Raw genomic sequence first — 25,609 nt, forward strand, 5'->3', positions numbered from 1 at the left:
TGTAGAAGGGGGCGGGGGGTCAGACGGTCCGGCGCAGCCGGATCAGGCGGCTGGCATAGTCGCCGGCGGGCAGCCGCAGGTCGATGCCCCGCCGGGTCAGGACGGCGCCGCTGTGGGTGATGCCCTCGTCGATGTCGAGGTAGCGGGCCGCGGGGTCCAGGGCCGGCAGGGCGAGCTCGGGGGGCTGGTGGCCGAAGCGGGTTGCGGGGCGCCAGGCAAGGACGGCGTGTTCGGTGTCGTCCTGGGACGCGTAGTGCACGGCTGTCACTCCGTCCAGGCCGTGGAGGCGGTGCTGGCGGCCGTGCTGGACCAGGGGGCGGATCTGCTTGTAGCGGATGACGAGCGCGGTGGCCTCGTCGAGCTCCGCCTCGGACCAGGTAGTGAGGTCTCCGCCGAGGCCGAGCGCTCCGGCCATGGCGACGTGGAAGCGGAACCGGAGAGGCGTGGTGCGGCCGGTGGTGACGTTGGGGCTGTCGGTCACCCAGGCGGCCATGGCCTGGGCGGGGAAGAGCTGGCTGAAGCCGTGCTGGATGCTGATCCGGTCGACGGGATCGGTGTTGTCGGAAGTCCAGGCCTGGTCGGTGCGGGCGAGGATGCCGAGGTCGGCCCGTCCGCCGCCGCCCGCGCAGGCCTCGATGCGAAGGCTGGGGTGGTCGGCACGGAGGCGGTCCATGATCCGGTAGACGGCGCGGGTGTGGTCGATCCACAGCCGGTCGGGGTCCGGGTGGCCGGCCCAACCGGCTTCGGTGACGACCCGGTTGGCGTCCCACTTGAGCCAGTCGATGTCGTGGTCGCGCACCAACTGGTCCAGGGTCCGGTGGGCCCAGGCCTCGACGTCAGGGCGGGCGAAGTTCAGCATGAGCTGGTTGCGCAGCTCGGTGGCGTCCCGAGTCGCTGCGTGGATGACCCAGTCGGGATGGGCACGGTAGAGGTCACTGTCGCGGTTGACCATTTCCGGCTCCACCCACAGTCCGAAGGCCATGCCCAGGCGGTGCACTTCGTCGGCCAGGGGGCGCAGTCCGTCGGGGAACGCCCCGGGCCGGGGGGTCCAGTCGCCGAGGCCCGCATGGTCGCTGGTACGGGCGCCGAACCAGCCGTCGTCGAGGACGAAGAGTTCGGCGCCCAGACGTGCGGCCAGCCCGGCCAGGCGCAGTTGGCCGGGCCCGTCCACGTCGAAGCCGGTGGCTTCCCACGAGTTGTATATGACGGGCCGGTCGCGTTCGGTGGCGGGCAGGACGGTGGTGCGGATGTGGTGGTGCCAGGCCCGGCTGGCGGCGCCGAAGCCGTCGGGGGTGTAGAGGCCGGCGAAGACGGGTGTGTGCAGGCTCTGGCCGGGCTGGATGGTCCAGCTGAGTCCTTCGTGGCCGAAGCCGCCGGTCCAGGTGGTCCGGCCGACCGGGTCGCGGTGCACGGTGATGCGCCAGCTTCCGCTCCAGGCCAGGGCCGTGCTCCAGACCTCGCCGTGTTCCTCGTCGGCGGTGCCGTCGTCGAGGGCGAGCCAGGGGTTGGCGTGGTGGCTGGTGACGCCGCGGCGGCTGGTGAGCACGGTCTCGGCGACCGGGAGCCGGTCGCGGTGCAGCTGGAACTCGCTGTTCCAGCCGCCCACGAGGTGGCTGAGCCGGTAATCGGGCAGTGCCGGTACCGTCCAGGATGCCGAGTCCAGCCGGTCGACGGTGACCGGGCTCGAGTCGTCGGCTCCGGTGTGGGTGAGTTCCACCCAGCGCTCGATGACGTCACTGCCGGGGCGGACGCGGTAGCACAGTTCGGCAGCCAACGGGTAGCGGCGGTCGGCCAGTTGCAGACGAAGCTCCCCGTCCCGGACCGTGTGCCCGGTAAAGGACCACTGGGCGCCGCGGGTGCCGTCGGCGAACCGCACCTGGAGGCCGGCCGGCCCGAACCGCGCACCGGTCTGCGGGGCCAATTCGTCCGGGGCGGGGTCTGCCTCGAAGCTGCTCACGGCAGGCGAGGTGGCCGCGGGCAGTCCACCGAGGGCGTCGGTGTCGAGTATTTCCCCCCAGTGCAGATGCCGGGGGCTGCCGTCGGCGCCGATGCGCACGGCGTAGACGCTGTTCGGGGTCCGCAGGACCGCCAGCCCGCAGGCGGGGTCGAAGGAAACGGATGAGGGCGTGGGAGGCACAGGAGGTCCCGAGGGGTGTCGAGCGTCGGTGAGGACCGGGCAAACGGAAACGCCGAACGACGTTTGAAGTGGCCGGAGTTGGGCCAGAGCGTAGGGCCGCTCGAACGAGAAAATCAATACTGGACGAAGTTATTTATTTATCGTAGGTTGCCGCCGTGTTTCCAAACCATTCGCGACCACTGGTGACGGCACCGGCCGAAACTGCCATCCTCGCCCTGCTGTTGGCCGAAAGCCCGCTCAGCCGGGTGGAGCTGGCCCGCCGGACGGGCCTGTCCTCGACCGCTGTGACCAAGGCCGCGCGACCGCTCATCGACGACGGATACCTGCACGAACTCCCCCCGGAGCGCACCGCTCCGGGGGCCGGACGCCCCGTGAACCCGCTGGCTGTCACCCCCGACCGGGAGTTCGTCGTCGGTGTGAAGATCAGCGCCGACACCCTCTTCGGCGCGGTCTGCGATCTGCGGGCCCACATGCGGACCACTGCCAGCCGGCCGTTGGGCGACCGCGACCCGGCCGCCGTGTGCGAGCTACTGGCCGACCTCGTCGCCGAACTCCTCGACGCGAAACCCGAGTACCGGGCCCGTACCCGGCATCTGGGCATCGCGGTCTCGGGCGACGTGGACCGCCCCGCCGGGCGGGTCCGCTACTCCGTGCTCCCCAGCTGGCGCGACGTGCCGCTGGCCGATACCCTCGCCGCGGCGACCGGCCTGACCGTCACCGTGGAGAACGACGTCAAGGCCATCACCGCGGCCGAGCACTGGTTCGGCGAGGGCATCGGTACCGAGTACTTCGCGCTGGTCACCATCGGAGCCGGGATCGGTTCCGGGATCGTCATCAACGGTGAGCTGGTCGCCGGCGCGTACGGTGTCGCCGGAGAGATGGGGCACATCAGCATCGACCCGGCCGGGCCGCGGTGCCACTGCGGCCAGGTCGGCTGCGTCGAGGCCATCGCCTCCAGCGACGCCGTCCTCGCCGCCATCCGCTGCGCCACCGACGACCCGGACCTGGAATTCGACGGCGCCGTTCAGCTCGCCCGTGGTGGAGACCCCGCCGCGCAGAGCGCCTTCGCCAGAGCGGGCCACGCCATCGGCGTCGGCATAGCCACGCTGGTGAACCTCGTAGGTCCCGAGCGCGTCGTCGTCACCGGCGAGGGGCTCGACACCTACGACCTTTTCGGAATGCACATCAAGGACGCCTACGCCGCGCACTGCTTCAAAGCAGCGGCGAAATGCCCGCTGACCCTGCGTCCGCTCCCCTGGGAGGAGTGGGCCCGCGGCGCCGCCGTCGTCGGCATCCAGGCCCTCTTTCCCTGAGCAAGCGTCACCCTCCCGATCGCCGGCCCGAGCTTCCGGCACGGCCGATGTCCGTCACCGTCTGCCAACTGTGAATGCCGGACACCGGCTGCGCCGGACAACAGCACGTACGCCCAACCCTCAACTGAAGGATGCCAAGTGAGCGCACAGAGAGCCAAGCTTAGCCGCAGGGGATTCCTCGGCGGATCCCTTCTGTTCGTCGCAGGAGCAGCGGTCGCCTGCAGCAGCGACCCGACCGGCAGCGGCTCGTCCGGGGCGAAGACCACCCTGAACGTCTGGTCCCACGCCTACGGCGAGGCCGGCACCCAGCAGGCCCTCACCCGTTATGCCAAGGCGTTCACCCAGGCCAACCCGGACATCGCGGTCAAGGTCACCTGGACCCCTGGCGACTACTCCGCCAAGCTCAACGCGACCCTGCTCACCGACTCCGCCCCGGACGTCTTCGAGATAGGCGACTTCAGCGAGAGCTTCGCCCGGCAGGGCCAGATAGCCCAGCTGGACGACATCTACGGCAGCGCCAAGTCCGACTTCAACCCGGGCGCCCGCGAGATGGTGACGGTCGACGGCAAGCTCTACGGCGTCAAGACGCTCGACGACGTCATGATGCTCTACTTCCGGAAGAGCGTGCTGTCCAAGGCCGGCATCACCCCGCCCGCCACCTTCGACGCGCTCGCCGACGCGGCCAAGGCCCTGTCCTCCAAGAAGACGAAGGGTCTGTTCGTCGGCCAGGACGGCCTGGGCGACAGCGCCATCCTGTCCGTGTTCTCCAACGGCGGCGACCTCGTCACCACCGACGGCAAGGCGGCCTTCGGCTCCGCCCAGGCCGCCGAGGCCGTGGCCGGGCTCAAGCGCCTCCACGACGACAAGTCCCTGCTGCTCGGATTCACCACCGACTGGTGGGATCCCGCCGCCCTCACCCAGAACGTCGTCCCGATGCAGTGGGGCGGCCTCTGGTCGATGCCCGCCATCAAGACCGCGCTCGGCGACGACTTCGGCGTCCTGCCCTGGCCCGCCTTCAAGTCCGGCGGCAAGCCCGCGGTCCGCGTCGGCGGCTGGAGCACCTGCGTCAACGCCAAGGGCAAGCACGTGGAAGCGGCCAAGAAGTTCGTCCAGTGGCTCTGGGTCCAGCAGACCGACCTCCAGACGGACTGGTCGCAGAGCTATGGCCTCCACATCCCGCCGCGCAAGTCCGTCGCCGCCACCGCCAGCAAGCTCACCCAGGGCCCCGCCAAGGAGACCGTCGAGCTGGCCGCCAAGTACGGCAGGAACAACCCCAGCACCTGGAACAAGACCGTGAGCGACCTCTTCGCCGCGGCTGCGGCGAAGATCGTCAACGGGCAGGGCGATGCGGAAAAGCTCCTGGCCGACGCGGCCAAGCGGGCCCAGAGTGACATCGACAAGCAGCGCGCATCATGACGTCCGCGCCTCCATCCACGCTTGACCACGAGCGTGTCGGGTGCCCCGCGGCTGAGCCGCGGGGCACCGCCCCCCTCCGCCGTTCCCGCACGGACTGGCGTGCCTGGGGAGCGTTCGCGCTGCTCGCCGGACCCCTGCTGATCGGCCTGGGCCTCTTCAAGTACGTCGCCATCGGCTGGAGCTTCCTGCTCAGCCTCAGTGAGGCCCGCGGCACCATCTCCCTGGGGCACTGGGTCGGCCTGGACAACTACCAGACGCTGCTCTCCGATGCGGTGTTCCGCAAGTCGCTCGGCCAGATCCTGCTGTTCACGGTGTTCATCGTGCCGCTGACGTTCGCCGCCTCGCTGGGACTGGCGCTGCTGGTGCACCGGATCCGGCGCGGCCGGGCCGTGCTGCGCACCGCCTTCCTGATCCCGGCCGCCGTCTCCTACGTCGCAGCCTCCCTGCTGTGGAAGATGAGCCTGTTCAACGGGTTGCCGAGCGGCATCGCCAACACCCTCGGCGGCTGGTTCGGCATGGACGCCCAACCATGGCTGCAGACCACCTCGCCGCCGCTGTACTGGGTCGCCCTCGTCACCCTCCGCCTCTGGCTCCAGGTCGGCTTCTACATGGTGCTCTTCCTGGCCGGGCTCCAGGCCATCCCCAAGGAGATGTACGAGGCCGCCGCCCTCGACGGCGCCACCGGCCTGCGCCTGCTGCGCAGAATCACCCTGCCGATGCTGCGCAACACCTCGGTGGCCGTCCTGATGCTGCAGTTCATCGCCGCGTTCCAGGCGTTCGACGAGTTCTACAACCTGTTCAACAGCGGGCAGTCCGGCGGGTCGGGGGCCCCGGTCCGAACCCCGCTGGGCTATCTCTATGACACCGCGATGGGTTCCCAGAACTACGGCCTCGGGTCGGCCGGAGCCTTCGTGCTCACTGCCCTCATCGTCTGCGTGACCCTGATCCAAGGCCGGATCACCGGCTTCGGAAAGGGTGAGGAGTGAGCAACATGACAACCGCCCGACACCTGCCGCAGGTGCTGCGCCGGTCCGTGCGCGGCGTGCTGGCCGGCCTGCTGACGGCAGTGTTCCTGGCGCCCTTCTATCTGATGCTGCGTAATGCTCTGATGGACACACAGGGCCTGACGTCACCGCACTGGACCTGGTGGCCGTCGACGATGCACTGGGACAACTTCACCTCGCTCTTCAGCGATCCCACGCTGCACATGGGCCAGGCCCTCGGCAACTCGTTGCTGATCGCCGCGATCACCGCCCCGGTGTCGACGCTCCTCGCCTCGGCCGCCGGGTACGCCCTGGCGCGGATCCCGATACCCGGACGGGGCGTCCTGCTCGCCCTGGTGGTGGCCACGCTGATGATCCCCGGCTCGGTGACGTTCGTCCCCACCTTCGTCGTCGTGGGCTCCATGGGCGGGGTCAACACCCTGTGGGGAATCATCGCGCCCGGGCTCTTCAACCCCTTCGCCGTTCTGCTCTTCCGTAACTTCTACCTCCAGTTCCCCAGCGAGATCGAGGAGGCCGGACGCCTGGACGGGCTGGGCTGGCTCGGCCTCTACCGCCGGATCGCGTTGCCGTCCTCCGGAGCAATGCTCGCCTCGCTCGGCGCGCTCGCCTTCATCGACAGCTGGAACGCCTTCTTGTGGCCACTGGTCATCGGGCAGGACCCGTCCTCGTGGACGGCCCAGATCGCCCTGTCGACCTTCCTCACCTCACAGACCGTCAACCTGCCCGGACTGTTCGCCGGAGCCGTCGTGACCATCGCACCACTGGTGGCCATGTTCCTGGTCGCCCAGCGTTACATCGTCGAAGGCATCGCCACCAGCGGACTCAAGGGCTGAGCCGCACCTGACTCCGGACCACCGGTCCGGGCCGCACCACCTGAAGATCCCCCCCACCACCCCCACCCTTGAAGGGGACCATCATGAGATCCGACAGGTCGGCTCCCGCCGTCAGAAAATTCTTCTCCCGAATCCTGCCTGCCACGGCAGCCGCGGTTACCCTCGTCCTCGCGGGAACCTCCGGTTCCGTCGCAGCGTCCCCCGCCACCCCCATCACCGCCACCTCCGCCACCGCCGCTCCGATGACCGGACCGCAGTTGGCAGCCTCCTGGACGGGACCGCTGAGTACCCGCGGGCGGTACATCGTCGATGCCAACGGCAACCGCTTCAAGCTGAAGGCCGGCAACTGGGCCGGTGCCCAGGGCACCTGGGAAGGCAGCGGCGACGTCAACGACCCCGCGAACCACCAGGCGGACCAGATGTCGCACAACCTCCCGCTGGGCCTGGACCGCGCGCCAATGACACAGATCATGGCCGACTTCCACGAGCTCGGGCTGAACAGCATCCGGCTGCCGTTCGCCAACGCGATGATGCGCGACACCACGGTCGTACCGGACTCCGCGGTCGCGGCCAACCCGCAGCTGAAGGGCAAGACCCCGCTGCAGGTGTTCGACGCGGTGGTGGCGGCCCTGACCGCCGAGGGGTTCGCGGTCATCCTCAACAACCACACCACCACCTACCGCTTCTGCTGCGGCCTGGACGGCAACGAGCGCTGGAACAGCGGCCAGTCCGCCCAGCAGTGGCAGGAGGACTGGCTCTTCCTGGTGAACCGCTACAAGGCGAACAAGCGTGTCGCCGGCGCCGACCTGCGCAACGAGATCCGCCGCGACACCTGGGACGACCCCAACTGGGGCTGGGGTGACGACCACGACACCTACGCGGCCTTCGAGCTGGCGGGCACCCGCATCCTGGCGGCCGACCCCGACATGCTGGTCATCATGGAGGGCATCAACTGGTACGGCATCCCCCTGGACGGGCTCAACTACGGCAGGCCGATGCTGACCCCGGTCCGTGAACTCTCCAACACCCTGATCGCCTCGGGAAAGCTGGTCTACGCCGCGCACTTCTACGGCTACACCGGCCCGAACTACACGGGTGCCGGCAGCGGACCGGGGCACACCAACGACTGGCCGTACGAGGACTTCCCGCTCGACAAGCTTAAGCAACTGGTTCACGATGAGGCCCTGTTCGTCACCCAGGCTGGCCAGCACTTCACCGCCCCGGTCTGGATCAGCGAGTTCGGTGCCGGCGGCCGGGGGTCAACCGACACCAAGGAAAAGACCTGGTTCGGCAACTTCACCGACATCCTGGTCGAGAACGACACCGACTTCGCCATCTGGCCGCTGGTCGGATGGACCGGCGCCAACGGCGCGCCGCAGGACACCTGGGCCCTGATCTCCTACGACACCGCCGGCAAACGACAGAGCCTCAGCGACTCCGGTGACTGGCGGTCCGCCGACTGGAACAAGCTGGTCAACACCTCGGGCGTCTCCGGTCCGGTCGCACAGGTCAACCACTGGAACATGCTCAACCTCGACTTCCGCGACCACAACGTCTCCTCCCGCATGCTCGCCCAGGGCGATTGGAGCCCCGGCTACCGCAAGGGCAACTGCCCCGACAGCCAGCGCCTGACCGGTCTCGGCCGCAGCGACAAGCGCGGCCTGTGCACCGACGCGAACCAGCCCGCCAAGGGGGCCGGTGACTGGGTGGCCGTCCATGACGAGCGCTACGTCAGCCACGGCGACTGGGCCTCGGGCTACAACAAACTCCAGTGCCCCGACAACACCTTCGCCGTCGGCTACAGCGTCAGCGGCAACTCCATGGCCGGCCTGCTCTGCGCGCCGTCCGCCGCACCGCTGCCGCTGAACGGCCGCAACGTCTGGTTCGACCAAGGCGACAACCGCCCGGCCACGGGCGGCTCGGTCGAAAGCGACTGGGCTCCCGGCTACTACAAGGGTCAGTGCGCCGACAACGAGTACGTCGCCGGCGTCGCCTTCACCTGGAAGTGGAACCGCGGCGGAGTCCCCGACGCACTGCTCTGCCGTCCGCTGAGCTGACCCACCTCCCTCAGTTCCATCAGTTCCATCAGTTCCATCAGTTCCATCAGTTCCATCATCGAGGAGACCACGGCCATGCCACGACTCGAGGTTGCCGCAGACGGCTTCCGTCTCGACGACCGACCGCTGCGGATCATCTCCGGCGGGCTGCACTACTTCCGGATCCATCCGGAACAGTGGGCCGACCGGCTTCGCAAGGCGCGCCTGATGGGACTGAACACGATCGAGACCTACGTCCCATGGAACCTTCATTCGCCCCATCCGGGTGAGTTCCGGTTGGACGCAGGTCTCGATCTTCCCCGGTTCCTCGATCTGGCTGCCGCCGAAGACCTGCACGTACTGCTCCGCCCCGGCCCGTACATCTGCGCCGAGTGGGAGGGCGGCGGCCTGCCCTCCTGGCTGCTCGCCGACGAGGACATCGAACTGCGCAGCCGCGACCCGCGCTACTTGAAGGCGGTGGACGACTACCTCGCTGCCCTGCTGCCGCCCGTCCTTCCCTACCTCTCCACGCGCGGCGGCCCGATCCTCGCCGTCCAGCTGGAGAACGAATACGGCGCGTACGGCGACGACTCCGGCTACCTGGAGGATCTGGCGGAGCTGCTGCACCGGCACGGAATCGACGTGCCGCTGTTCACGTGCGACCAGCCCTCCGATCTGAAACGCGGCGGCCTCGACGGCGTCCTGCGCACCGTCAATCTCGGCAGCCGGGTGGACGCCGGGCTCGCCGAACTGCGCAGGCATCAGCCGTCCGGGCCACTGATGTGCAGCGAGTTCTGGATCGGCTGGTTCGACCGCTGGGGCGGCACCCATGTCACCCGCAGCACGGCCGACGCCGCGGCGGACCTCGACCGGCTGCTCGCGGCCGGTGCCTCGGTCAACATCTACATGTTCCACGGCGGTACCAACTTCGGTTTCACCAACGGCGCCAACGACAAGGGCACGTACCGCGCCACCGTCACGTCGTACGACTACGACGCGCCTCTGGACGAGGCCGGCGACCCCGCCCCCAAATACGCCGCCTTCCGCGAGGTCATCGCCCGGTACGCGCCCGTCCCCGAGGAACCGGCACCCGCCCCCGCACCCAGGCTCGCCCCGGCCGTCTCCGAACTCACCGCATGCGCAAGTCTCCTGGACCAGCGCGAACGGCTCGGCAGCGCGGTGCACGCCGACCGCCCGCAGGTCATGGAACAGCTCGGCCAGTCCTTCGGATTCATCCTGTACGAGACGGAGCTCTCGACGGCCGGGCCGACCGTCCTCCGCATCGCCGAGGTGCACGATCGCGCCCAGGTCTTCGTCGACGGCCAGCCGGTCGGTGTCCTGGAACGCGAGAACCATGAGCACACCCTCACCTTCCACACCCCCCGGCGCGGAGCGCAGTTGGCCGTGCTGGTGGAGAACCAGGGCAGGGTCAACTACGGGCGGGGCATGCACGACCGCAAGGGGCTGCTCGGCGAGGTCACCCTCAACGCACCAACCCCGGACGGCTGGTACAGCCGGCCGCTGCCTCTCGACGATCTGGGCCGACTGTCCTTCACCGCGTTCGAGCCCGCCTCGCCCCCGGTCGGCCCCACGTTCCACCGTGGACACCTGGACATCGAGCAGCCGGCCGACGGCTACATCGCCCTGGACGGCTGGACCAAGGGCCACGTCTGGATCAACGGCTTCGCACTCGGCCGCTACTGGTCCCGAGGACCCCAGACCACTCTCTACGTCCCCGCACCGATCCTGAACGCCGGCCGGAACGAGATCACGGTCCTCGAACTGCACGGCTCCACCACCCGCGCGGTGGAACTGCGGGGCACTCCCGATCTGGGCCCGATCGAGGACTGACGTCCGCGACACCGGACAGCACGCTGCAACCGGGTTGGACCGACCGGCCACGCCGAAACGAACCTCCAGAGGAACCGAGAATGCCCCGGCGCGAGCTTCGAGCCGGCCGCGAACACGATGGTGTGGTGGGCGGGATGACGTCCCCGTCCCCGCACCACTCCTGACGGCCGGTCGGCCGCAACAAGATCACCGTTCTCCATCGGCGACAGAGGAATCCGTGCACAGCAAGCGACGCCTCACCGAGCAGCGGCTCGACCGGGTGCTGAACCAGCGCATCCGGCCCGCGGTCCACGCCCGTCCCGTCCCGGTCGAGATCGCGATCTGGAACGCGCCGGGCGAGCCGGTCCCCGTGGCCGACGGCCTGGCCGCACCGTACGAACCCGTGACGCTCGGGCACCGGTGGGGGCCGCCCTGGTCCACGAGCTGGTTCAGGATCAGCGGCAGGGTTCCGGAGGAGTGGGCCGGCCTCCGGGTCGAGGCGGTCATCGACCTCGGCTTCAACGTCACCGGCGCGGGCTTCTCCACCGAGGGCCTGGTCTACCGGCCGGACGGCAGCGTGGTGAAAGCCCTCAACCCCCGCAACGCCTATATCCCGGTCGCCGACCCGGCGGTCGGCGGCGAGGATTTCACCTACTACGTCGAGGCCGCCGCCAACCCCAACCTGGTCGATGACCACATCCCGTCCCGGACCGGGGACCAACCCTCCTGGATGACGGGAGTCGGCCCCGAGAGCGCACCCTTGTACCAACTGCTCCGACTGGAGTTGGCGGTCTTCGACGCGCAGGTGTGGGAACTCGCCCAGGACCTGGACGTCCTCGGGGGGCTCATGCGCGAACTGCCCGAGGCCGACCCACGCCGCTGGCAGCTCCTGCACACCATCGAGCGGGCCCTGGACGCAGTCGACCTGCAGGACATCGCCGGCAGCGCCACCGCCGCCCGCGAGGTGCTGCGCCCGGCGTTCGCCGCCCCCGCGGCCTCCGGCGCCCACCGCATGTCCGCCGTCGGACACGCCCACATCGACACCGCCTGGCTGTGGCCACTGCGCGAGACCGTCCGCAAGGTCGCCAGGACGCTCTCCAACGTCACCCATCTCATGGACGATCACCCCGGCTTCCTCTTCGCCATGTCCCAGGCCCAGCAGCTGGCCTGGCTCAAGGAGCACCGCCCCGAGGTCTACGGCCGGGTCCAGGAGAAGGCGAAGAAGGGGCAGTTCCTCCCCGTCGGCAGCCTGTGGGTGGAACCCGACACCAACATCACCGGCGGCGAGGCCCTCGCCCGGCAGCTGATCCATGGAAAGCGCTTCTACCTCGACGAGTTCGGCGTCGAGACGAAGGAGATGTGGCTGCCCGACACCTTCGGCTACAACGCGGCCATGCCGCAGCTGATGAAACTGGCCGGGGTCCGGTGGTTCCTCACCCAGAAGATCTCCTGGAACACCACCAACAAGTTCCCGCACCACACCTTCTGGTGGGAGGGCATCGACGGCACCAGGATCTTCAGCCACTTCCCGCCGGTCGACACCTACAACGCCGAGATCACCGGCACCGAACTCGCCCACGCCGTCAGCAACTTCCAGGACAAGGAGGCAGCCAACAGCTCGCTGCTCCCGTTCGGCTACGGAGACGGCGGCGGCGGCCCCACCCGGGAGATGCTGGCCCGGGCCGAGCGCCTTGTCGACCTGGAGGGCTCGGCCAGGGTCGTCATCGAAAGCCCCGCGGACTTCTTCGAGCGGGCACACGCCGAATACCCCGACGCGCCGGTGTGGCAGGGGGAGCTGTATCTGGAGTTCCACCGCGGCACGCTGACCAGCCAGCTGAGGACCAAGCAGGGCAACCGGCGCAGCGAGCACCTGCTGCGAGAGGCCGAGCTGTGGTCGGCGACAGCCGCCGTGCGCACCGGATTCCCGTACCCCTACCAGGCCCTGGACCGGCTGTGGAAGACGGTCCTGCTGCACCAGTTCCACGACATCCTGCCCGGCTCCTCCATCGCCTGGGTGCACCGGGAGGCGGAGCAGACCTATGCCGCCGTCACCGCCGAGCTGCGCGCGATCACGGACGCCGCCCAGCGCGCCCTGGCCGGCGAAGGCAACCTGCTCGTGGTCTTCAACGCCGCTCCGTTCGCCCGCGACGGCGTCCCCGCCCTCGGCGCCACGCTCCGGACCCGGCCGCCGGGCCGACCCGTCGCCCCGGCCCCCTGCGGGGACGGCTTCGTGCTGGACAACGGCCTGGTACGCGTCCGGATCGATGCCCAGGGCCTGGTGACCTCGGCGTACGACATCGCGGCCGACCGCGAAGCGCTGGCCCCCGGCACCGCCGGAGGCCTCCTCCAGCTGCACCAGGACTTCCCCAACGAGTACGACGCCTGGGACATCGACGCCTTCTACCGCAACACCGTTCACAACCTCCGCGACGCCGACTCGGTCGGGGCAGAGGAAGGCGGTGTCCGGATCGTGCGGACCTTCGGCGACTCCCGCATCGAACAGTTGATCTCCCTGCCCGAAGGCTCCCGACGACTGGACATCGACACCGAGATCGACTGGCACGAGAAGGAGAAGCTCCTCAAGGCCGCCTTCCCGCTCGACGTGCGGGCCGACCACTCCAGTGCGGAGATCCCCTTCGGACATGTCCAGCGCCCCACCCACACCAACACCAGTTGGGACGCAGCCAAGTTCGAGATCTGCGCCCACCGTTTCCTGCACCTCGGCGAACGGGGGTGGGGCGCGGCTGTGGTCAACGACTCGACCTACGGGCACGAGGTCACCCGAGACGTCCGCGCCGACGGCGGCACCACCACCACCGTCCGGCTCTCCCTGCTCCGCGCTCCCCGCTTCCCCGACCCGGATGCCGACCAGGGCCACCACCGGCTGCGCTACGGGTTCGTCATCGGCGCCGACATCGCCGACACCGTCCGCGAGGGCTACGCGTTCAACCAGCCGGAGCGCAGCCTCCCCGGCTCGACCGAGGTCCAGCCGCTCGTCACCGCGGACAACGAGGCCGTCGTCATCGAGACGGTCAAACTTGCCGACGATCGTTCCGGCGACATCGTCGTACGCCTCTACGAGGCCCACGGCGGACGCGCCCGAACCGTCCTGACCGCCAGCTTCCCGCTCGCGTCGGCGGCCGAGACCGATCTGCTGGAGCGCGAACTCGACCCGCGCGAGAACATGGACGCCGTACAAGCGGACGGTCGAAGGGTGCTCCTGGCACTCCGCCCGTTCCAGATCCTCACTCTTCGGCTGAGGCCCCGAACGGGTGACTGACCGAGACCCTCCGGGACGGGCCACTCCATCTGCTCCACCATGCCGGCCATGGAGCCCCGGGGCCACCGACCTTACGAGTGATCAGTCAACCCACGACAAAAAGGTAGGACTGCCGTGCCTGCACTCCCCGCCGCCGTCCTGTTCGACATGGACGGCACGCTGGTCGACACCGAGCACCTCTGGCTCCAGACCACCGCCGAACTCGCCGCCGGCCTAGGCCACACCCTCACCGAGGAGGACCTGCCCGAGGTGCTCGGCCGCGCCGTCGACCACACTGCCGCCCACCTGTACCGCATGACCCGGACCAGTTTCACTGTGGATGCCTTGGCTGAACTCCTCAACGACGCGTTCAGCAGCAAGGTCGCCGCCGAGGTCGTCCCCCGGCCCGGCGCACTGGCGCTGCTCGCCGAACTGAGCGACGCCGGCGTGCCTACCGCGCTGGTCTCGGCCTCCCCCCGCCGCGTAGTAGACCTGGTCCTCGGCAGCCTCGGCGATCACTGGTTCACCGTCACCCTCGCCGCCGAGGACACCGAGCGCACCAAGCCCGACCCCGCCCCCTACCTGGCCGCCACCGATCGACTCGGGCTGGACCCTGCCGCCTGCGTGGCCGTCGAGGACACTCCGACCGGGGTCGCCTCCGCGCGCGCCGCCGGCTGCTCGGTGCTGGCTGTTCCCTCCACCGTGCCGATCGCCAGGGCCGACCGGATCACCCTGCTGGACAGCCTCGAACAGGCCGACCTGGCACTGCTCTCCGCGCTGACCGTGCCGACGAGGCCCTGCTCTCGTACAGCTACACCGCCAGATGGCGTGCAGCGGTGAGCAACTACTCGGGGCTGCGGTCGCGCCCGATGCCATTCCGGCCGCCACCGACGCCGCCCGTACCCCTGCCGTGCGCCATTGGCCCGCGGCCGGAATGGGTTCCCTCGCCACCGATTACGGTGCCGCGAGGAAGGGCGCCTTGGTGATGGCGCAGTTGGCCCCGGAGGAGGGGTGAGTCGGTGCTTACACCCGGAGGTTGGCGGGCCTGCGGCTCCCCTGCTCCGGACCGGCAGAAGGTCGGGCCGGCCGCAGTGCGCCTCCGCAACCGTGGCGGGGAAACGCGTACCCGGATGGATTCAAGTGACCGTTCGAGCAGCACGAGAGCATCCTCGATGCATCAACAGTGTGGATCGCAACGTGTCAACGTCAGCCGGGGCTCGGAGTCGACGAAGGAAGCGGAGTTTCTACCGACCAAAAGTCGGAGTGCACGTTGGGACGAGGAATCTCCACGCCTTCGTAGGCGGGGCCGTTGGGCTGGGTGGTGGGGGCGGCGACCTCGGACTTCTCGACACAGGGGCTGTTGACCTCGAAGTGCGCCTGCCCCTTGTCCGCAATGGACAAATTGATACCGAATCCGTCGGGTGTCCTGGCGAAGATGGCTGGAAATTTCCTACTCGAATTCACTGAATGGATCTTATAGCCGCTCTTCTTCCAGAACCGCTCGACCATTCCGAGGAAGTTTCCACGCCGCTGCTCGGAAATAACTGTCATCACTGTCCGAATGCGGCTCACGTCACAGCTTCCAGTTGATGTATCGTCATGGGCCCACTGGACCTCCGGCCTGATGGCTCCGATGGTCGCATCCAGCATTTTATCCGCGTGCTCCGCCGCTTCTTGCATGTTCATGGCCGTCGCGACTCCCTTCTTCTCCAGGATTCCACATCCAGCGAGCAATATAACTACCGAGGCAACGGGTGCAGCCCACTTCACCAATCGGCTCACCGCCATTCCTCCGTCTCAATGTCTTCAGACTTCCCCGCGACGATCTGGGCAATATTCCGCGCGGACACGTCATCTTTCTCTGGTGTGAAGTATTGAGAATGGGCATCGAATCCACCCAGATCAAGGATGGGACGAGGCCCGTCGTCGACCTTGAAGCGCCTCGCGCCGAAGGCCTCGCTGGCCGGATCCTTGCCAAAGTAGAGGTCGTCGTCACCCTGGTCGGCGATGTCCCCGACCATGTACGCAGCCGGTGGCCCTCCAACTAATAGCCCCATGAAGCCCGCCACGGCCTGCTGTTTCGAAGGGAACTTGGTCACCGGATCATTCCCCGCCGCTCCGACGAACACATGGTCCTTGCCGACACCGAGATCCTCGGCCTTGTCGACACCGGTACCAGGGCTGCCGAGAAGGATGATGTCATCCGCGCCCGGAATACCACCGTCCCGGTGCGCCGCCGTTCCGACGGTGAACGATCCGTAGGAGTGCCCAATCGCTGTCAGGTGCGGGTCCTTGTTCTCGTTGGTTACCTGCAGACCGTCCATGAAGCTGTTGTAGGCGGGGGCACCTTGCTCAGCATCGCCCGCGCCCATGACATCGACATCCTGCGGGGCGTCGTAGCCGAGCCAGACAATGGCCGCACTGGACGAGTCAAACTTTCGCGCCCCCTTCGCGGTGTCCATTCCTCGCTTCAAGGTGTCATCGACGAAGTCTTTGTCCAACTTGGTCTGGAATCCCGGTACATACGCAGAGACATTGCGCGAGGTATCCGGATTCCCGTACGCCACAATGGCTCGACCATTGCCCTCGTCGCCAATGCCCAGCAGGTACATCGGCACCTTGGAGGGCTCACTGAGCTTGGTCTGGATCCCCCGGAGCGCCTCAAGCTTGGTCTGGGCATCTGCGCCGCCCTGCCGCTCCAACGTGTCGATGAGCACCGGAAGATAGTTCCGGTTCGCCTCGTCCCGCGCCACAGCCGGAATGCCGTCGAGGTTCCCGACGAGGTCCGGAGCGACCTCAAGGTACTCCTGCCGCTGCTCCTCGGTCAGACCGTCCCACCACTCCTTGCGCTCGGCAGGCGGCTTGTCCTGCGGAACGCCGTGCCTCAGATACGTGTCAGCGGTGGAACGCACCGCAGCCGTGTCGTGGTGTACGTCCTCCAGCGTTGCCGTGGTGACATCGAGCCCCTTGGCTGCTTTGAGCTTGCCCAGGGCCTCCGCGTACCGGCCATCGATCTCTGCAGCGGTCCGTACCGCCCGCGCGATATTGTCCGCGATGCCCTGAGCCTTCGTGGCATTCGGGTTGGGGTCGAAGCGCCCTCCAGGGAACCCGGGCTGCTCACCCGGTCCCGGCGCTTCCAGCGGGAGCCGTGCGCTGCCCCGGGCGGACCCTCCCGGGGCTTCCTTCTCCCCGAGAAGTGTCTCGCCGGCCGCTGCCGGATAGCTCACCGAGCCGTCTGCGTGAACGGTGAACTTCAGGTTCTCCGCGTCCTCCAGAGCCTGCATGAGCTGCTTCTGCGGACCGGCGAGTTCTGAGGCGAGGCCGTTGAGTGTCGTCCGGATCAGGCCGGCCTCAGTATGCACGTACTGGAAATTTCGGCTCAGCCGCTCCAACCGCTTGATGGCGGCCCCCGCCGACTCGCTCTTCTGCGTCTCACGCAGTTTCGCCGTCATCGCCCTGTCGGTCGTTGCCCGATCGGAATCAGCCCGGCCCGAGACCTCGTTCCAGCCGTCACCGGCGTCCTCGAACACCAATGGCTTCAGGTCCCGCAACAGCTGCCAGGTCAGCGTCGTGCCGGTCACCGGCGATCACCCTTTTTTCATCGCACCGAAAGAGTTCTTCACCGCGGTCTCGGTCTCGCCCATCTCCTTTGCGACCTTCGACAACGCTCCCTCCAGGAACCCGCATTCGTCCCGCACACTGGCAAGCCGCTCCTCCCAGGACTCCCGTACCGCCGTCATCGCTGTCAAGGACGAGAGTCCTTTCGCCCCGGAAGCAACACCCTCGCGCGCGGTGCCGAGACGATTGCGACTCAGTGCCGTGTTGGTCCGCAAGGTGCCCGCAGCACCGGACGCGCTGGTCCAAGGCCCATCACTGTGCTTCAGGCCTTCCCCACCGCCCTCAACCGCAGGCGTGGACGAGCCTCCCGAACGATCGGGATCAGCAGAGGCCAGTGCCATACGCGCCGTTGCCCCATCGGCTGTCACAGTCCTGGGCCGATCCGCGAGATCGAGCAATTCCTGCCACCGGTCCGAATACTGCACAGCCACAATCCCCCGAGTCTTCCCCAACGCGCTTCTATCGCCGTCCGGGTGACGCTAACTGGTCACCCCACATGGTGTGCAAGCGCGAAGAGTACTCACCGCCAGATATGACTCCGCGGACGTAGCACCTGCTGGGCAGGGCACACAAGAGCGATCGCCCTCGGATCAAGAGTCCGCAAGTCTCCGTATCCGTACTTGCTCGCAAGTTGACGCCCGTACCTCGGGCTTCGCCTTCCTGTTGACCACCATCCGCCAGGGTTCGCTCACCGAGCGCCGGAGCTCATACGCCTTCCCGAACGGCTGATCGACGCGGCGGCGGTAATGCGCGGGCAACGCGAGCAGCTTGGAGAGCGACTCCAGCTCCGTGATCACCGTCCGGTACGACATGAACAGCGAAGCCGCCTCGACCCACTGATGCTGGCTACAGCGCGGAGCGATCACTGTAGCCAGCATCGGTAACACAGCGCCCCCAGGGTTGCGTCCGCAACCCGGAGCACACCATCCGTGCAGGGCTCAGGACTTGGGGGTCGCCACCGCCGCCTGGGGTCGGATGGGGAGGCGGTTGATCGGGCGGCCGGTGGCGGATCGTACGGCTGCGGCTACGGCTGCCGGGGAGGTGACCACGGGGATCGCCGAGGCGGGCTTGGCGCCGAAGGGGGCCACCACGTCGCGTTCTTCGACGAGTTCGACGATGCGAATGTCCGGGGCGTCCAGGGCGGTCGGGAGCGCGTAGCCGGTGAGGTCCGGGTGACGGATCAGGCCGCGGGCGCTGCGGAGGTTCTCGGTGAGGGCGGCGCCGATGCCCTGGGTGATGCCCGCCTCGATGCGGGTCGCGAGCTGGGACGGGTTGAGGACCCGGCCGACGTCCTGGGCGACCGCCATCTCCACGACCCGTACGGAGCCGAGTTCGATGTCAACGTCCACCACCGCGCGGATCGCGCAGAAGGCGAGGCCGACGAAGGCGTCGCCCTGGCCCGACTCGTCCAGGGGTTCGGTCGGGTGGGGGCGGCACTGGGCGGTGGCCCAGAGTTCCTTGCCGTCCATCGCCTCCGTGACCGTCGTGGACAGCACCCCGTCGTACGAGGTGATCCTGCCGCCGGAGATCTGCAGCAGCTCCGTGGACATGCCGAACTGGTGGGCCAGGGGCTGGAGCAGCTGCGTACGGACCATCTTGGCCGCGCGTTCCACCGCTCCGGCCGAGACCCAGGTGTGGCGGCCGTGCGTCGCCGGGCCCGCCGGGGGCTGGTCGGTGTCGACGGACGCCACGTGGACCTCTTCGATGCCCAGCGTCTCCTGAACCACCTGGCGGGCGAGGGTCGAGAAGCCCTGGCCCGTCTCGACCGCGGCGCAGATGACCGTGGCGATGCCGTCGTGGACCCGGACCGTGGCCGTCGAAACCTCGTCGGTGCCCTCCGCGCCGAGCATGTGGACCATGCCGAGCGCGTAGCCGACGCCTCGGCGCACCGCGCCGGGTTCGCCCGCGCCCTCCGGGCCGCCGGGAAGCAGCCAGTCGTCCTCCGGGGCGTCCTTGGGGAGGGACGGGAGCGGGAAGTCCCTTACGGCGGTGAGCAGTTCGGACACCGGCGCCGGGCAGGTCACCGTCTGGCCCGTGGGCAGGATGTCGCCGGTGGACAGGGCGTTGCGCAGGCGCAGCTCGGCCGGGTCGATGCCGAGCTTGGCGGCCAGCTTGTCCATCTGGCCCTCGTACGCCGCGCAGACCTGCATCGCGCCCTCGCCGCGCACATGGCCCGACGGCGGGTTGTTCGTACGCACCGCCCAGCCCTCGATGAAGGCGTGCGGGACGACGTACGGGCCGCAGGCGAACGCGACCGCTGCGGCCAGCGACTCGGACGAGGCGTCGGCGTACGCGCCCGCGTCGAGCAGGATCTGCGCCTCGACCTTCACCAGCCGGCCCTCGGCGTCCGCGTGGTGGCGGTAGCGCAGGAGCGTGGGGTGGCGGTGGGCGTGGCCGAGGAAGGACTCCTCGCGGGTGGCGACCACTTTGACCGGGCAGCCGGTACGCAGCGCGAGCAGTCCCAGCGGCAGCTGGAAGCCGGGATCCTCGCGGTCGCCGGTGGCACCGGGGACTCCGGTGACGACGACCTTCACCCGGTCCGGTTCGAGGCCGAAGCAGGCGGCGGCGAGATCGCGGTCGGTGTGCGGGTCGGTGGAGGCCGTGTAGATCTCCACGCCGCCGTCGGGGCGGGGCACGGCGAGCCCGGCCTCGGCGCCGATCGGGGCCGGGTCCTGGCGGCCGATGCGGTAGAGGCCCTCGACGACGACCTCGCCGGTGGCCTCCGGGTCGCCGTAACGCAGCGGGATGTGGCGGATCAGATTGCCGTCGGGGTGCAGCGGTTCGGCGGCGAAGGCCTTCTCCGGGTCCGTGACCGGTTCGAGCACCTCGTACTCGACGGCGATGGCCGCGGCGGCGAGACGTGCCGTGTCGGGGTGGTCGGCGGCGACCGCGGCGATCGGCTCACCGTGGTGGCGGACCAGGTCGGAGGCGAAGACCGGGCGGTCGACGACCTTGCGCCCGTACGCGCCCTCCCCGGGGACGTCCTCGTGCGTGACGACGGCCCGTACCCCCGGCATCTCGACGGCGCCCGAGGTGTCGATGGACAGGATGCGGGCGTGCGGGTGCGGGGAACGGAGTACGGCTGCCCACAGCAGGCCCTCGGCCCAGAGATCGGCGGCGTACGGGAAGGTGCCCTCGGTCTTCGCACGCGCGTCGGCGGGCAGGAGGGAGACGCCCAGGCCGAGCGCGGTCGGCTCGGCGTCGGGTCCGTCGGACGCCGGGGTGGTGATCCGTGTGCTGGTCGCGTTGGCCGCGGTGGCCGCGTCGTTGCTCACGCCATGCCTCCGTCCTGCGAGTGCGGCTGAACCCGGCCGGCGCCCGGGGCCGCCTGGTGGGGAATGCGGGCCTCGTCGGACTCCGGGGACGAGGAGTCCGACGAGGCTGCCGGGTCGGCGCTTGCCTCGCGGCCCGCGATGACCTCGTTCACGGCTTCGAGGACACCTCGGTAGCCTGAGCAGCGGCAGAGGTTGCCGCAGAGCGCCTGGCGCGTCTCCAGTTCGCTGGGGGCGTGGTTTCCCTCCAGCAGATCGTGGACGGTCATCGCCATGCCGGGGATGCAGAAACCGCACTGGACGGCTCCGCACTTGGCGAGGGCGCGCTGGACGTCGGACGGCTCGCCGTCCACGGCCAGGCCCTCGACCGTACGGACCTCGCTGCCGGCCGCGGTCGCCGCCGGGACCAGACAGGAGGCGACCAGCCGGCCGTCCACCTGGACGTTGCAGGCACCGCACTCACCCTGCGAGCAGCCGTCCTTGGCACCGGCGAGGCCGAGGCGCTCGCGCAGCACGTAGAGGAGCGACTCGCCGATCCAGGCATCGGCGACGGGGCGGTCGGCGCCGTTCACATGCAGGACGTAGGAGGCGGCCGGGTGCTCGCTGGGGAGAACGACGGGCAGGATGTCGGACGGCTGGACTTCGAGGGACTGGGACTCGGAGGGCCGGGACTCGGGGAGTTGCCCTTCGGGGAGCTCGGCTTCGAGTGGCGGGGTTTCCAGCGGAGCGTTCGGCAGTGGTGTGTCGGTCGGCGACTGCTCGGCAGGATGCTCGGCCGGAGCGTCGTCCGGTACGGCGGTGTGGGGGGCCGGGGCCTGCGCGAGGTCCGCTTCGAGAACGGGGGTGCCTCCCGCGTCTCCTGCGTCTCCGGCGTCTCCGGCCGCCGGTACGGGGCCGTCCTCGGCGGACGTCTCCGGTGCCGGTGCCTCGTACGCCACGGAGGACGCCACGGAGGGCGTCTCGGAAAGCAACGGGGAATACGCCTCGGAGAGCTCCGCCACGGGCTCCATGGCAGGCGCGAAATCGGCTCCCGGCGCGTGCTCCGGCTCGATGTCCGCTCCGGGAGCCGGCTCCACCGTCGGCTCGGGCTCGGGTTCCGCGACCGGCTGCTGTGTCGCCCACGGTGCGGGCGCACCGCCCGGCAGCGTGGCCGGTGGAGTCCGGTCCGCGTACCACTGGGAGGCCAGCGCCGAGGCGGCGAACTCGCCGGATTCCTCCGGGAGATCACCGTCGGCGACCGGAATCGTCCACTGGCCGGTGTGACCGGCGTGACCGGCGTGATCGGCGTGATCGGCGTGATCGGCGTGATCGGCGTGATCGGCGTGATCGGCGTGACCGCCATGGTCGGGCTGTATGCCGTGGTCGGTGTGGCTGGTGTGATCGGTGTGACCGCCGTGGTCGGGCTGTACGCCGTGGTCGACGTGGGCGGTGTGGTCGGCCTGCTGGGCGAACTCGGTGGGCTCCGTGAAGTTCCACTGGCCCGTCGCGTCCGGTGTCTCCCGGTACTGCTCCTGCTGCGGGTACTCGTACCCGTACTGCGTCTGCTGCTGGTTCGGGTCCGGCCAGTGCACCGCGCCGGGGGCCGGCTGCTCCGGTTCCGCGGCCCGCTCCTGCTGGCTCTGCGTCTGTACGACCCAGCTGCCCGTGGCCGACGGGTCGAGACCGGCCGCGGGTGTCAGCGGCACGATCATCGGCGGTACATAGCCCTGGCCGGGCGCGGCCAGCGGGATGTTCGCCAGGTCCTCCGGCGGCAGGTGGACGAAGGCGGTCGCCTCGGTATCGTACTCGCCGCCCTGCGGCGTCGGCTGCCAGCCCCCGTGCTGCGGCTGCTCCCGCTGCCCGTGCTGTTCCTTGTGGTCCTCGTTGCTCACGACAGTGCCCTCCCCAGCGCGCGTCGGGCCAGCGCGGCGACGGTGCGCCGCAGATGCAGTACGGCGGGGGGCAGCGGTGGTGCCTCTCCCCCGTCGGCGGGCGGTGCCTCGTCCGGGATGCAGGCCGCGGCGACGTACTCGCCGAAGGCGGCCAGCGCGTCGGAGGCCAGGCCCCGTTCGCCGTCCCAGTCGATCAGCGAGGCGATCCAGCGTTCGGCCTCCAGCGGCCGCAGCGGCATCGGCGCGATGGCACCGACCGCGCAGCGCACCCCGCGCCGGGCCGGGTCGAGCACGATCGCGACGGACGCGGTGGCGCGGCCGGGACCGGTACGGCCGGTGGCCTTCAGGAAGACCTGGGGGGCGTGCAGCAGCGGTACGCGGACGAAGCCGATCAGTTCGGCGGGTTCGAGCATGTCGCGGCCGGCCAGCAGGTGCGAGACCGGGATCTCGCGGCGGGCGCCGCCCGGGCCCGCGATGACGAGTTCGGCCTCCAGGGCGGCAAGCACCGGCAGGGCGTCGCCGGTCGGGGCCGCGGTGGCGATGTTGCCGCCGAGCGTTCCGGCGTTACGGATCTGGGGCGGGCCCGCGGCGCGCGCGGACGCGGCCAGGGCGGGGATGAGGGCGGCGAAGTCGGGCCGCCCCATGCGAGCGTGGGTGAGTCCGGCGCCGAGCAGGGCGTGACCGTCCTGGTAGTGCCAGCCGCGCAGCTCGCTGATCCGGCCGAGGCCGACCAGTCCCGAGGGGCGCAGCAGCCCCTTGTTGACGGCCGCCATCAGGTCCGTCCCACCCGCCACGGGAACGGCTGCAGGCATCACGCCGAGTGCCGCCACGGCCTCGTCGAGCGAGGCCGGCAGCGTCACGGACTGCGTCGCCTGCGGTGCGTGCATGGTCAACCCAGCTGCCCCTTCCCGGTGTCCCGGCTGTCCGGCTTGTTTCGCCGTACGGTACGTGCTCAAAGCCTGGACGTGGCAACTCTGGCACATCTTCCGATCGGACCGACGCGAGGGTCCACGAAGGGCATATCCGTCCCCTACCAGGGGGTTGATCCTGATTCGCCCTGCCTTCGGCGCGGAGTGCGCATTGCCACTCTTCGGCGAGCCCTGGGAGGGTTGTTCGGTTCCGGCTGTGCGTGTGCGGATGGCCGTCGCGGACCATGACCGTCGGCCGGCCCGCTCCCGGCGAGCGGGCCGGCCGGACCCGGAGCGCGGGCGGAATCACACGTTCGTGGACGGCCCCTCAAGGGGGCGTCCGAGGACGCCGGGACGCTGCTGCCGGGGCAACGGGCCGCTCGGCGGCCGGTAGTCGACGCCGAGGGCGTCAAGTCGGGCATAGTGCACGGTCATTCGCCGTTCGAATTCCGTGAAGTCCCGGTCGGCGGAGGCGGGCAGGGGCGACCAGGCGACCTCGGCGAACGCGGCGAGGCGCGGGAAGACCTGGTAGTCGACACGGGACCGGTTCTGCATGACCTCGGTCCAGACATTGGCCTGGGTGCCGAGGATGTGATGGACCGCCTCCTCGGAGAGGCCCGCCGGTACGGGTTCGAAGCGGTAGACGTCCTCCAGGGTGCGGATGAAGCCGATGGGCATCGGTTCGTCGGGGCCGCCGCCTTGACGGTGGTCCAGGTAGACGTGCTGTTCCGGGCACATCACGACGTCATGGCCGGCCTCGGCGGCCGTGACACCTCCCCGGTATCCGCGCCAGGACGACACGGCGGCGCCCGCCGGGAGGCCGCCTTCGAGGATCTCGTCCCAGCCGATGAGCCGGCGGCCGCGGGCGGTGAGCCAGGTGTCGAAGTGCCGGATGACCCAGGACTGCAGCTCGTCCTCGTTGGCCAGGCCGAATTCGTCGATCCGGGCCTGGGCGGCCGGGGACTCCTTCCACTGGTCCTTGCGGCACTCGTCGCCGCCGATGTGGATGAACGGCGAGGTTGCTGCGGGGAAGAGTTCCAGGACCTCTTCGAGGACGCCCTCGAAGAAGCGAAGGGTGTTGTCAGTGGGGGCGAGTACGTTGGCGTTGATGCCCCAGGTGTCCCAGACGGAGAGGGTGGTGGTGTCGATGACGTCGGTGTTGCCCAGCTCGGGGTACGCGGCGATGGCGGCCTGCGAATGGCCCGGGATGTCGATCTCGGGGACGACCCGGATATGCCGCTCGGTGGCGTACGCGACGATCTCGCGGATGTCGTCCTGGGTGTAGTAACCGCCGTGCGGGGTCTCGTCCCAGAGCTCGGAGGCCCGGTGGCCGTGCTTGGTACGGGACCGCCAGGAGCCGACCTCGGTGAGCCGGGGGTAGCGCTTGATCTCGATGCGCCAGCCCTGGTCGTCGGTGAGGTGGAAGTGGAAGACGTTCAGCTTGTGCGCGGCGAGGAGGTCGAGATAGCGCAGGACGTCGTCCTTGGGCAGGAAGTGCCGCGCCACGTCGAGCATCATGCCGCGCCAAGGGAAGCGGGGGCCGTCCTCGATGTCCGTGAAGGGGATGACCCACTTCTTGTTGGAGTGGACAGGCGCGCGGCGGAAAGCGTCGGGGCCAAGGAGCTGACGCAGGGTCTGGGCGCCCCAGAAAACCCCCGCCGCGCTGCCGCCGCGGATCTCAATGCCCTGGCTCCGGACCCCAAGCCTGTACGCCTCGGGCTCCAGAGCGTCGTCGATGCGCAGCGCGACCGAATTCCTGGCCCTTTCATCTCCCGGCACCAGCTGCAGACCGAGGGCGGGACCAACCATGGAACGCAGCCAGCGCTCCGTGGTCTCTGTGCCGGGCGCCGCGTAAAGCGTGGTGCTCCGGTCCAGCAGGAAACCATCGGGGGCCAGGCCTTCAACGGCGACGGGCGCGGGGATCAGATCCATGGGTTCAGCGTCTCAGATGAACTTGTGCCATCCCGGGTGAGGCTGGTTGTTCGGGCGAGTGCGCGCAGCAGTCCCCGACCAGCGCCGATACACGCGCCGGGGCCTTCGCCCGTCAATCGGCGAAGAGCGGCACCCGCTACCGACGATTCATGCGCAGTTCTCAGTCCTTCGGGTTGGAGG

At 69.3% G+C, this 25,609-nt stretch carries 17 protein-coding genes; 8 read left to right on the top strand and 9 right to left on the bottom strand.

Annotated elements, in window-relative coordinates; all coding sequences use genetic code 11:
- Positions 1–19: 19 nt before the first annotated feature.
- On the bottom strand, positions 20–2,137 hold the full coding sequence (locus OG936_RS12340; protein WP_406494565.1) for an alpha-galactosidase: 2,118 nt from the start codon (positions 2,135–2,137) through the stop codon (positions 20–22).
- Between the two features lie 182 nt (positions 2,138–2,319).
- Here OG936_RS12340 and OG936_RS12345 point away from each other — a divergent pair, with 182 nt between their 5' ends.
- The 8 genes from OG936_RS12345 (at position 2,320) to OG936_RS12380 (ending at position 14,668) form a co-directional block, all read left to right on the top strand.
- Positions 2,320–3,450: an ROK family protein gene (locus OG936_RS12345; RefSeq protein ID WP_406494567.1), complete on the top strand. Its 1,131-nt coding sequence runs from the start codon at positions 2,320–2,322 to the stop codon at positions 3,448–3,450.
- 138 nt (positions 3,451–3,588) lie between these two features.
- Complete coding sequence (locus OG936_RS12350; RefSeq protein ID WP_406494568.1) at positions 3,589–4,866, top strand: ABC transporter substrate-binding protein; 1,278 nt, start codon at positions 3,589–3,591, stop codon at positions 4,864–4,866.
- Positions 4,863–5,852 carry a carbohydrate ABC transporter permease gene (locus tag OG936_RS12355; protein WP_405690424.1) on the top strand — a complete coding sequence of 330 codons (990 nt, stop codon included), beginning with the start codon at positions 4,863–4,865 and terminating at the stop codon, positions 5,850–5,852. Before OG936_RS12350 ends, OG936_RS12355 begins: the two co-directional genes overlap by 4 nt.
- Positions 5,853–5,857: 5 nt before the next feature.
- Positions 5,858–6,703, top strand: coding sequence for a carbohydrate ABC transporter permease (locus OG936_RS12360; RefSeq protein WP_406494570.1), 846 nt, complete (start codon positions 5,858–5,860; stop codon positions 6,701–6,703).
- An 83-nt stretch (positions 6,704–6,786) separates the two neighbouring features.
- Entirely contained in the window at positions 6,787–8,760 is a 1,974-nt protein-coding gene (locus tag OG936_RS12365; RefSeq protein ID WP_406494572.1) for a glycoside hydrolase family 5 protein, read from the top strand.
- A 75-nt stretch (positions 8,761–8,835) separates the two neighbouring features.
- A complete protein-coding gene (locus OG936_RS12370; protein WP_406494573.1) occupies positions 8,836–10,590 on the top strand; it encodes a glycoside hydrolase family 35 protein in 1,755 nt (584 codons plus the stop codon).
- Between the two features lie 217 nt (positions 10,591–10,807).
- Positions 10,808–13,849: an alpha-mannosidase gene (locus tag OG936_RS12375; protein ID WP_406494574.1), complete on the top strand. Its 3,042-nt coding sequence runs from the start codon at positions 10,808–10,810 to the stop codon at positions 13,847–13,849.
- Between the two features lie 114 nt (positions 13,850–13,963).
- A complete protein-coding gene (locus tag OG936_RS12380) occupies positions 13,964–14,668 on the top strand; it encodes an HAD family hydrolase (protein WP_406494576.1) in 705 nt (234 codons plus the stop codon).
- A 366-nt stretch (positions 14,669–15,034) separates the two neighbouring features.
- Here OG936_RS12380 and OG936_RS12385 read toward each other — a convergent pair whose 3' ends face one another.
- The 8 genes from OG936_RS12385 to OG936_RS12420 all read right to left on the bottom strand — a co-directional run bounded on the left by OG936_RS12385 (position 15,035) and on the right by OG936_RS12420 (position 25,429).
- On the bottom strand, positions 15,035–15,514 hold the full coding sequence (locus OG936_RS12385) for a hypothetical protein (protein ID WP_406494578.1): 480 nt from the start codon (positions 15,512–15,514) through the stop codon (positions 15,035–15,037).
- A 92-nt stretch (positions 15,515–15,606) separates the two neighbouring features.
- The gene (locus OG936_RS12390) at positions 15,607–17,409 is read right to left on the bottom strand and encodes an alpha/beta hydrolase (RefSeq protein ID WP_406494579.1); all 1,803 of its coding nucleotides are present in this window, start codon (positions 17,407–17,409) and stop codon (positions 15,607–15,609) included.
- A 6-nt stretch (positions 17,410–17,415) separates the two neighbouring features.
- Complete coding sequence (locus OG936_RS12395) at positions 17,416–17,577, bottom strand: hypothetical protein (protein ID WP_406494580.1); 162 nt, start codon at positions 17,575–17,577, stop codon at positions 17,416–17,418.
- A 459-nt stretch (positions 17,578–18,036) separates the two neighbouring features.
- Positions 18,037–18,258: a hypothetical protein gene (locus OG936_RS12400; RefSeq protein WP_406494582.1), complete on the bottom strand. Its 222-nt coding sequence runs from the start codon at positions 18,256–18,258 to the stop codon at positions 18,037–18,039.
- A 126-nt stretch (positions 18,259–18,384) separates the two neighbouring features.
- Positions 18,385–20,721: a xanthine dehydrogenase family protein molybdopterin-binding subunit gene (locus tag OG936_RS12405; RefSeq protein ID WP_406494583.1), complete on the bottom strand. Its 2,337-nt coding sequence runs from the start codon at positions 20,719–20,721 to the stop codon at positions 18,385–18,387.
- Positions 20,718–22,589 (bottom strand): 2Fe-2S iron-sulfur cluster-binding protein, encoded by a 1,872-nt coding sequence (locus tag OG936_RS12410; protein WP_406494584.1) that lies wholly within the window; start codon positions 22,587–22,589, stop codon positions 20,718–20,720. The genes OG936_RS12405 and OG936_RS12410 overlap by 4 nt, the downstream gene beginning before the upstream one ends.
- Entirely contained in the window at positions 22,586–23,482 is an 897-nt protein-coding gene (locus OG936_RS12415) for an FAD binding domain-containing protein (RefSeq protein ID WP_406494585.1), read from the bottom strand. Before OG936_RS12415 ends, OG936_RS12410 begins: the two co-directional genes overlap by 4 nt.
- Before the next feature lie 321 nt (positions 23,483–23,803).
- Entirely contained in the window at positions 23,804–25,429 is a 1,626-nt protein-coding gene (locus OG936_RS12420) for a beta-N-acetylhexosaminidase (RefSeq protein WP_406494587.1), read from the bottom strand.
- Positions 25,430–25,609 lie beyond the last annotated feature (180 nt).

Source organism: Streptomyces sp. NBC_00846 (assembly GCF_045207325.1).
Lineage (GTDB): Bacteria > Actinomycetota > Actinomycetes > Streptomycetales > Streptomycetaceae > Streptomyces.

Coding starts and splice junctions, on each gene's coding strand:
- OG936_RS12420 (WP_406494587.1), bottom strand. CDS start 25,429: ATGGATCTGATCCCCGCGCCCGTCGCCGTTGAAGGCCTGGCCCCCGAT.
- OG936_RS12400 (WP_406494582.1), bottom strand. CDS start 18,258: ATGTCGTACCGGACGGTGATCACGGAGCTGGAGTCGCTCTCCAAGCTG.
- OG936_RS12360 (WP_406494570.1), top strand. CDS start 5,858: ATGACAACCGCCCGACACCTGCCGCAGGTGCTGCGCCGGTCCGTGCGC.
- OG936_RS12385 (WP_406494578.1), bottom strand. CDS start 15,514: ATGAACATGCAAGAAGCGGCGGAGCACGCGGATAAAATGCTGGATGCG.
- OG936_RS12365 (WP_406494572.1), top strand. CDS start 6,787: ATGAGATCCGACAGGTCGGCTCCCGCCGTCAGAAAATTCTTCTCCCGA.
- OG936_RS12355 (WP_405690424.1), top strand. CDS start 4,863: ATGACGTCCGCGCCTCCATCCACGCTTGACCACGAGCGTGTCGGGTGC.
- OG936_RS12370 (WP_406494573.1), top strand. CDS start 8,836: ATGCCACGACTCGAGGTTGCCGCAGACGGCTTCCGTCTCGACGACCGA.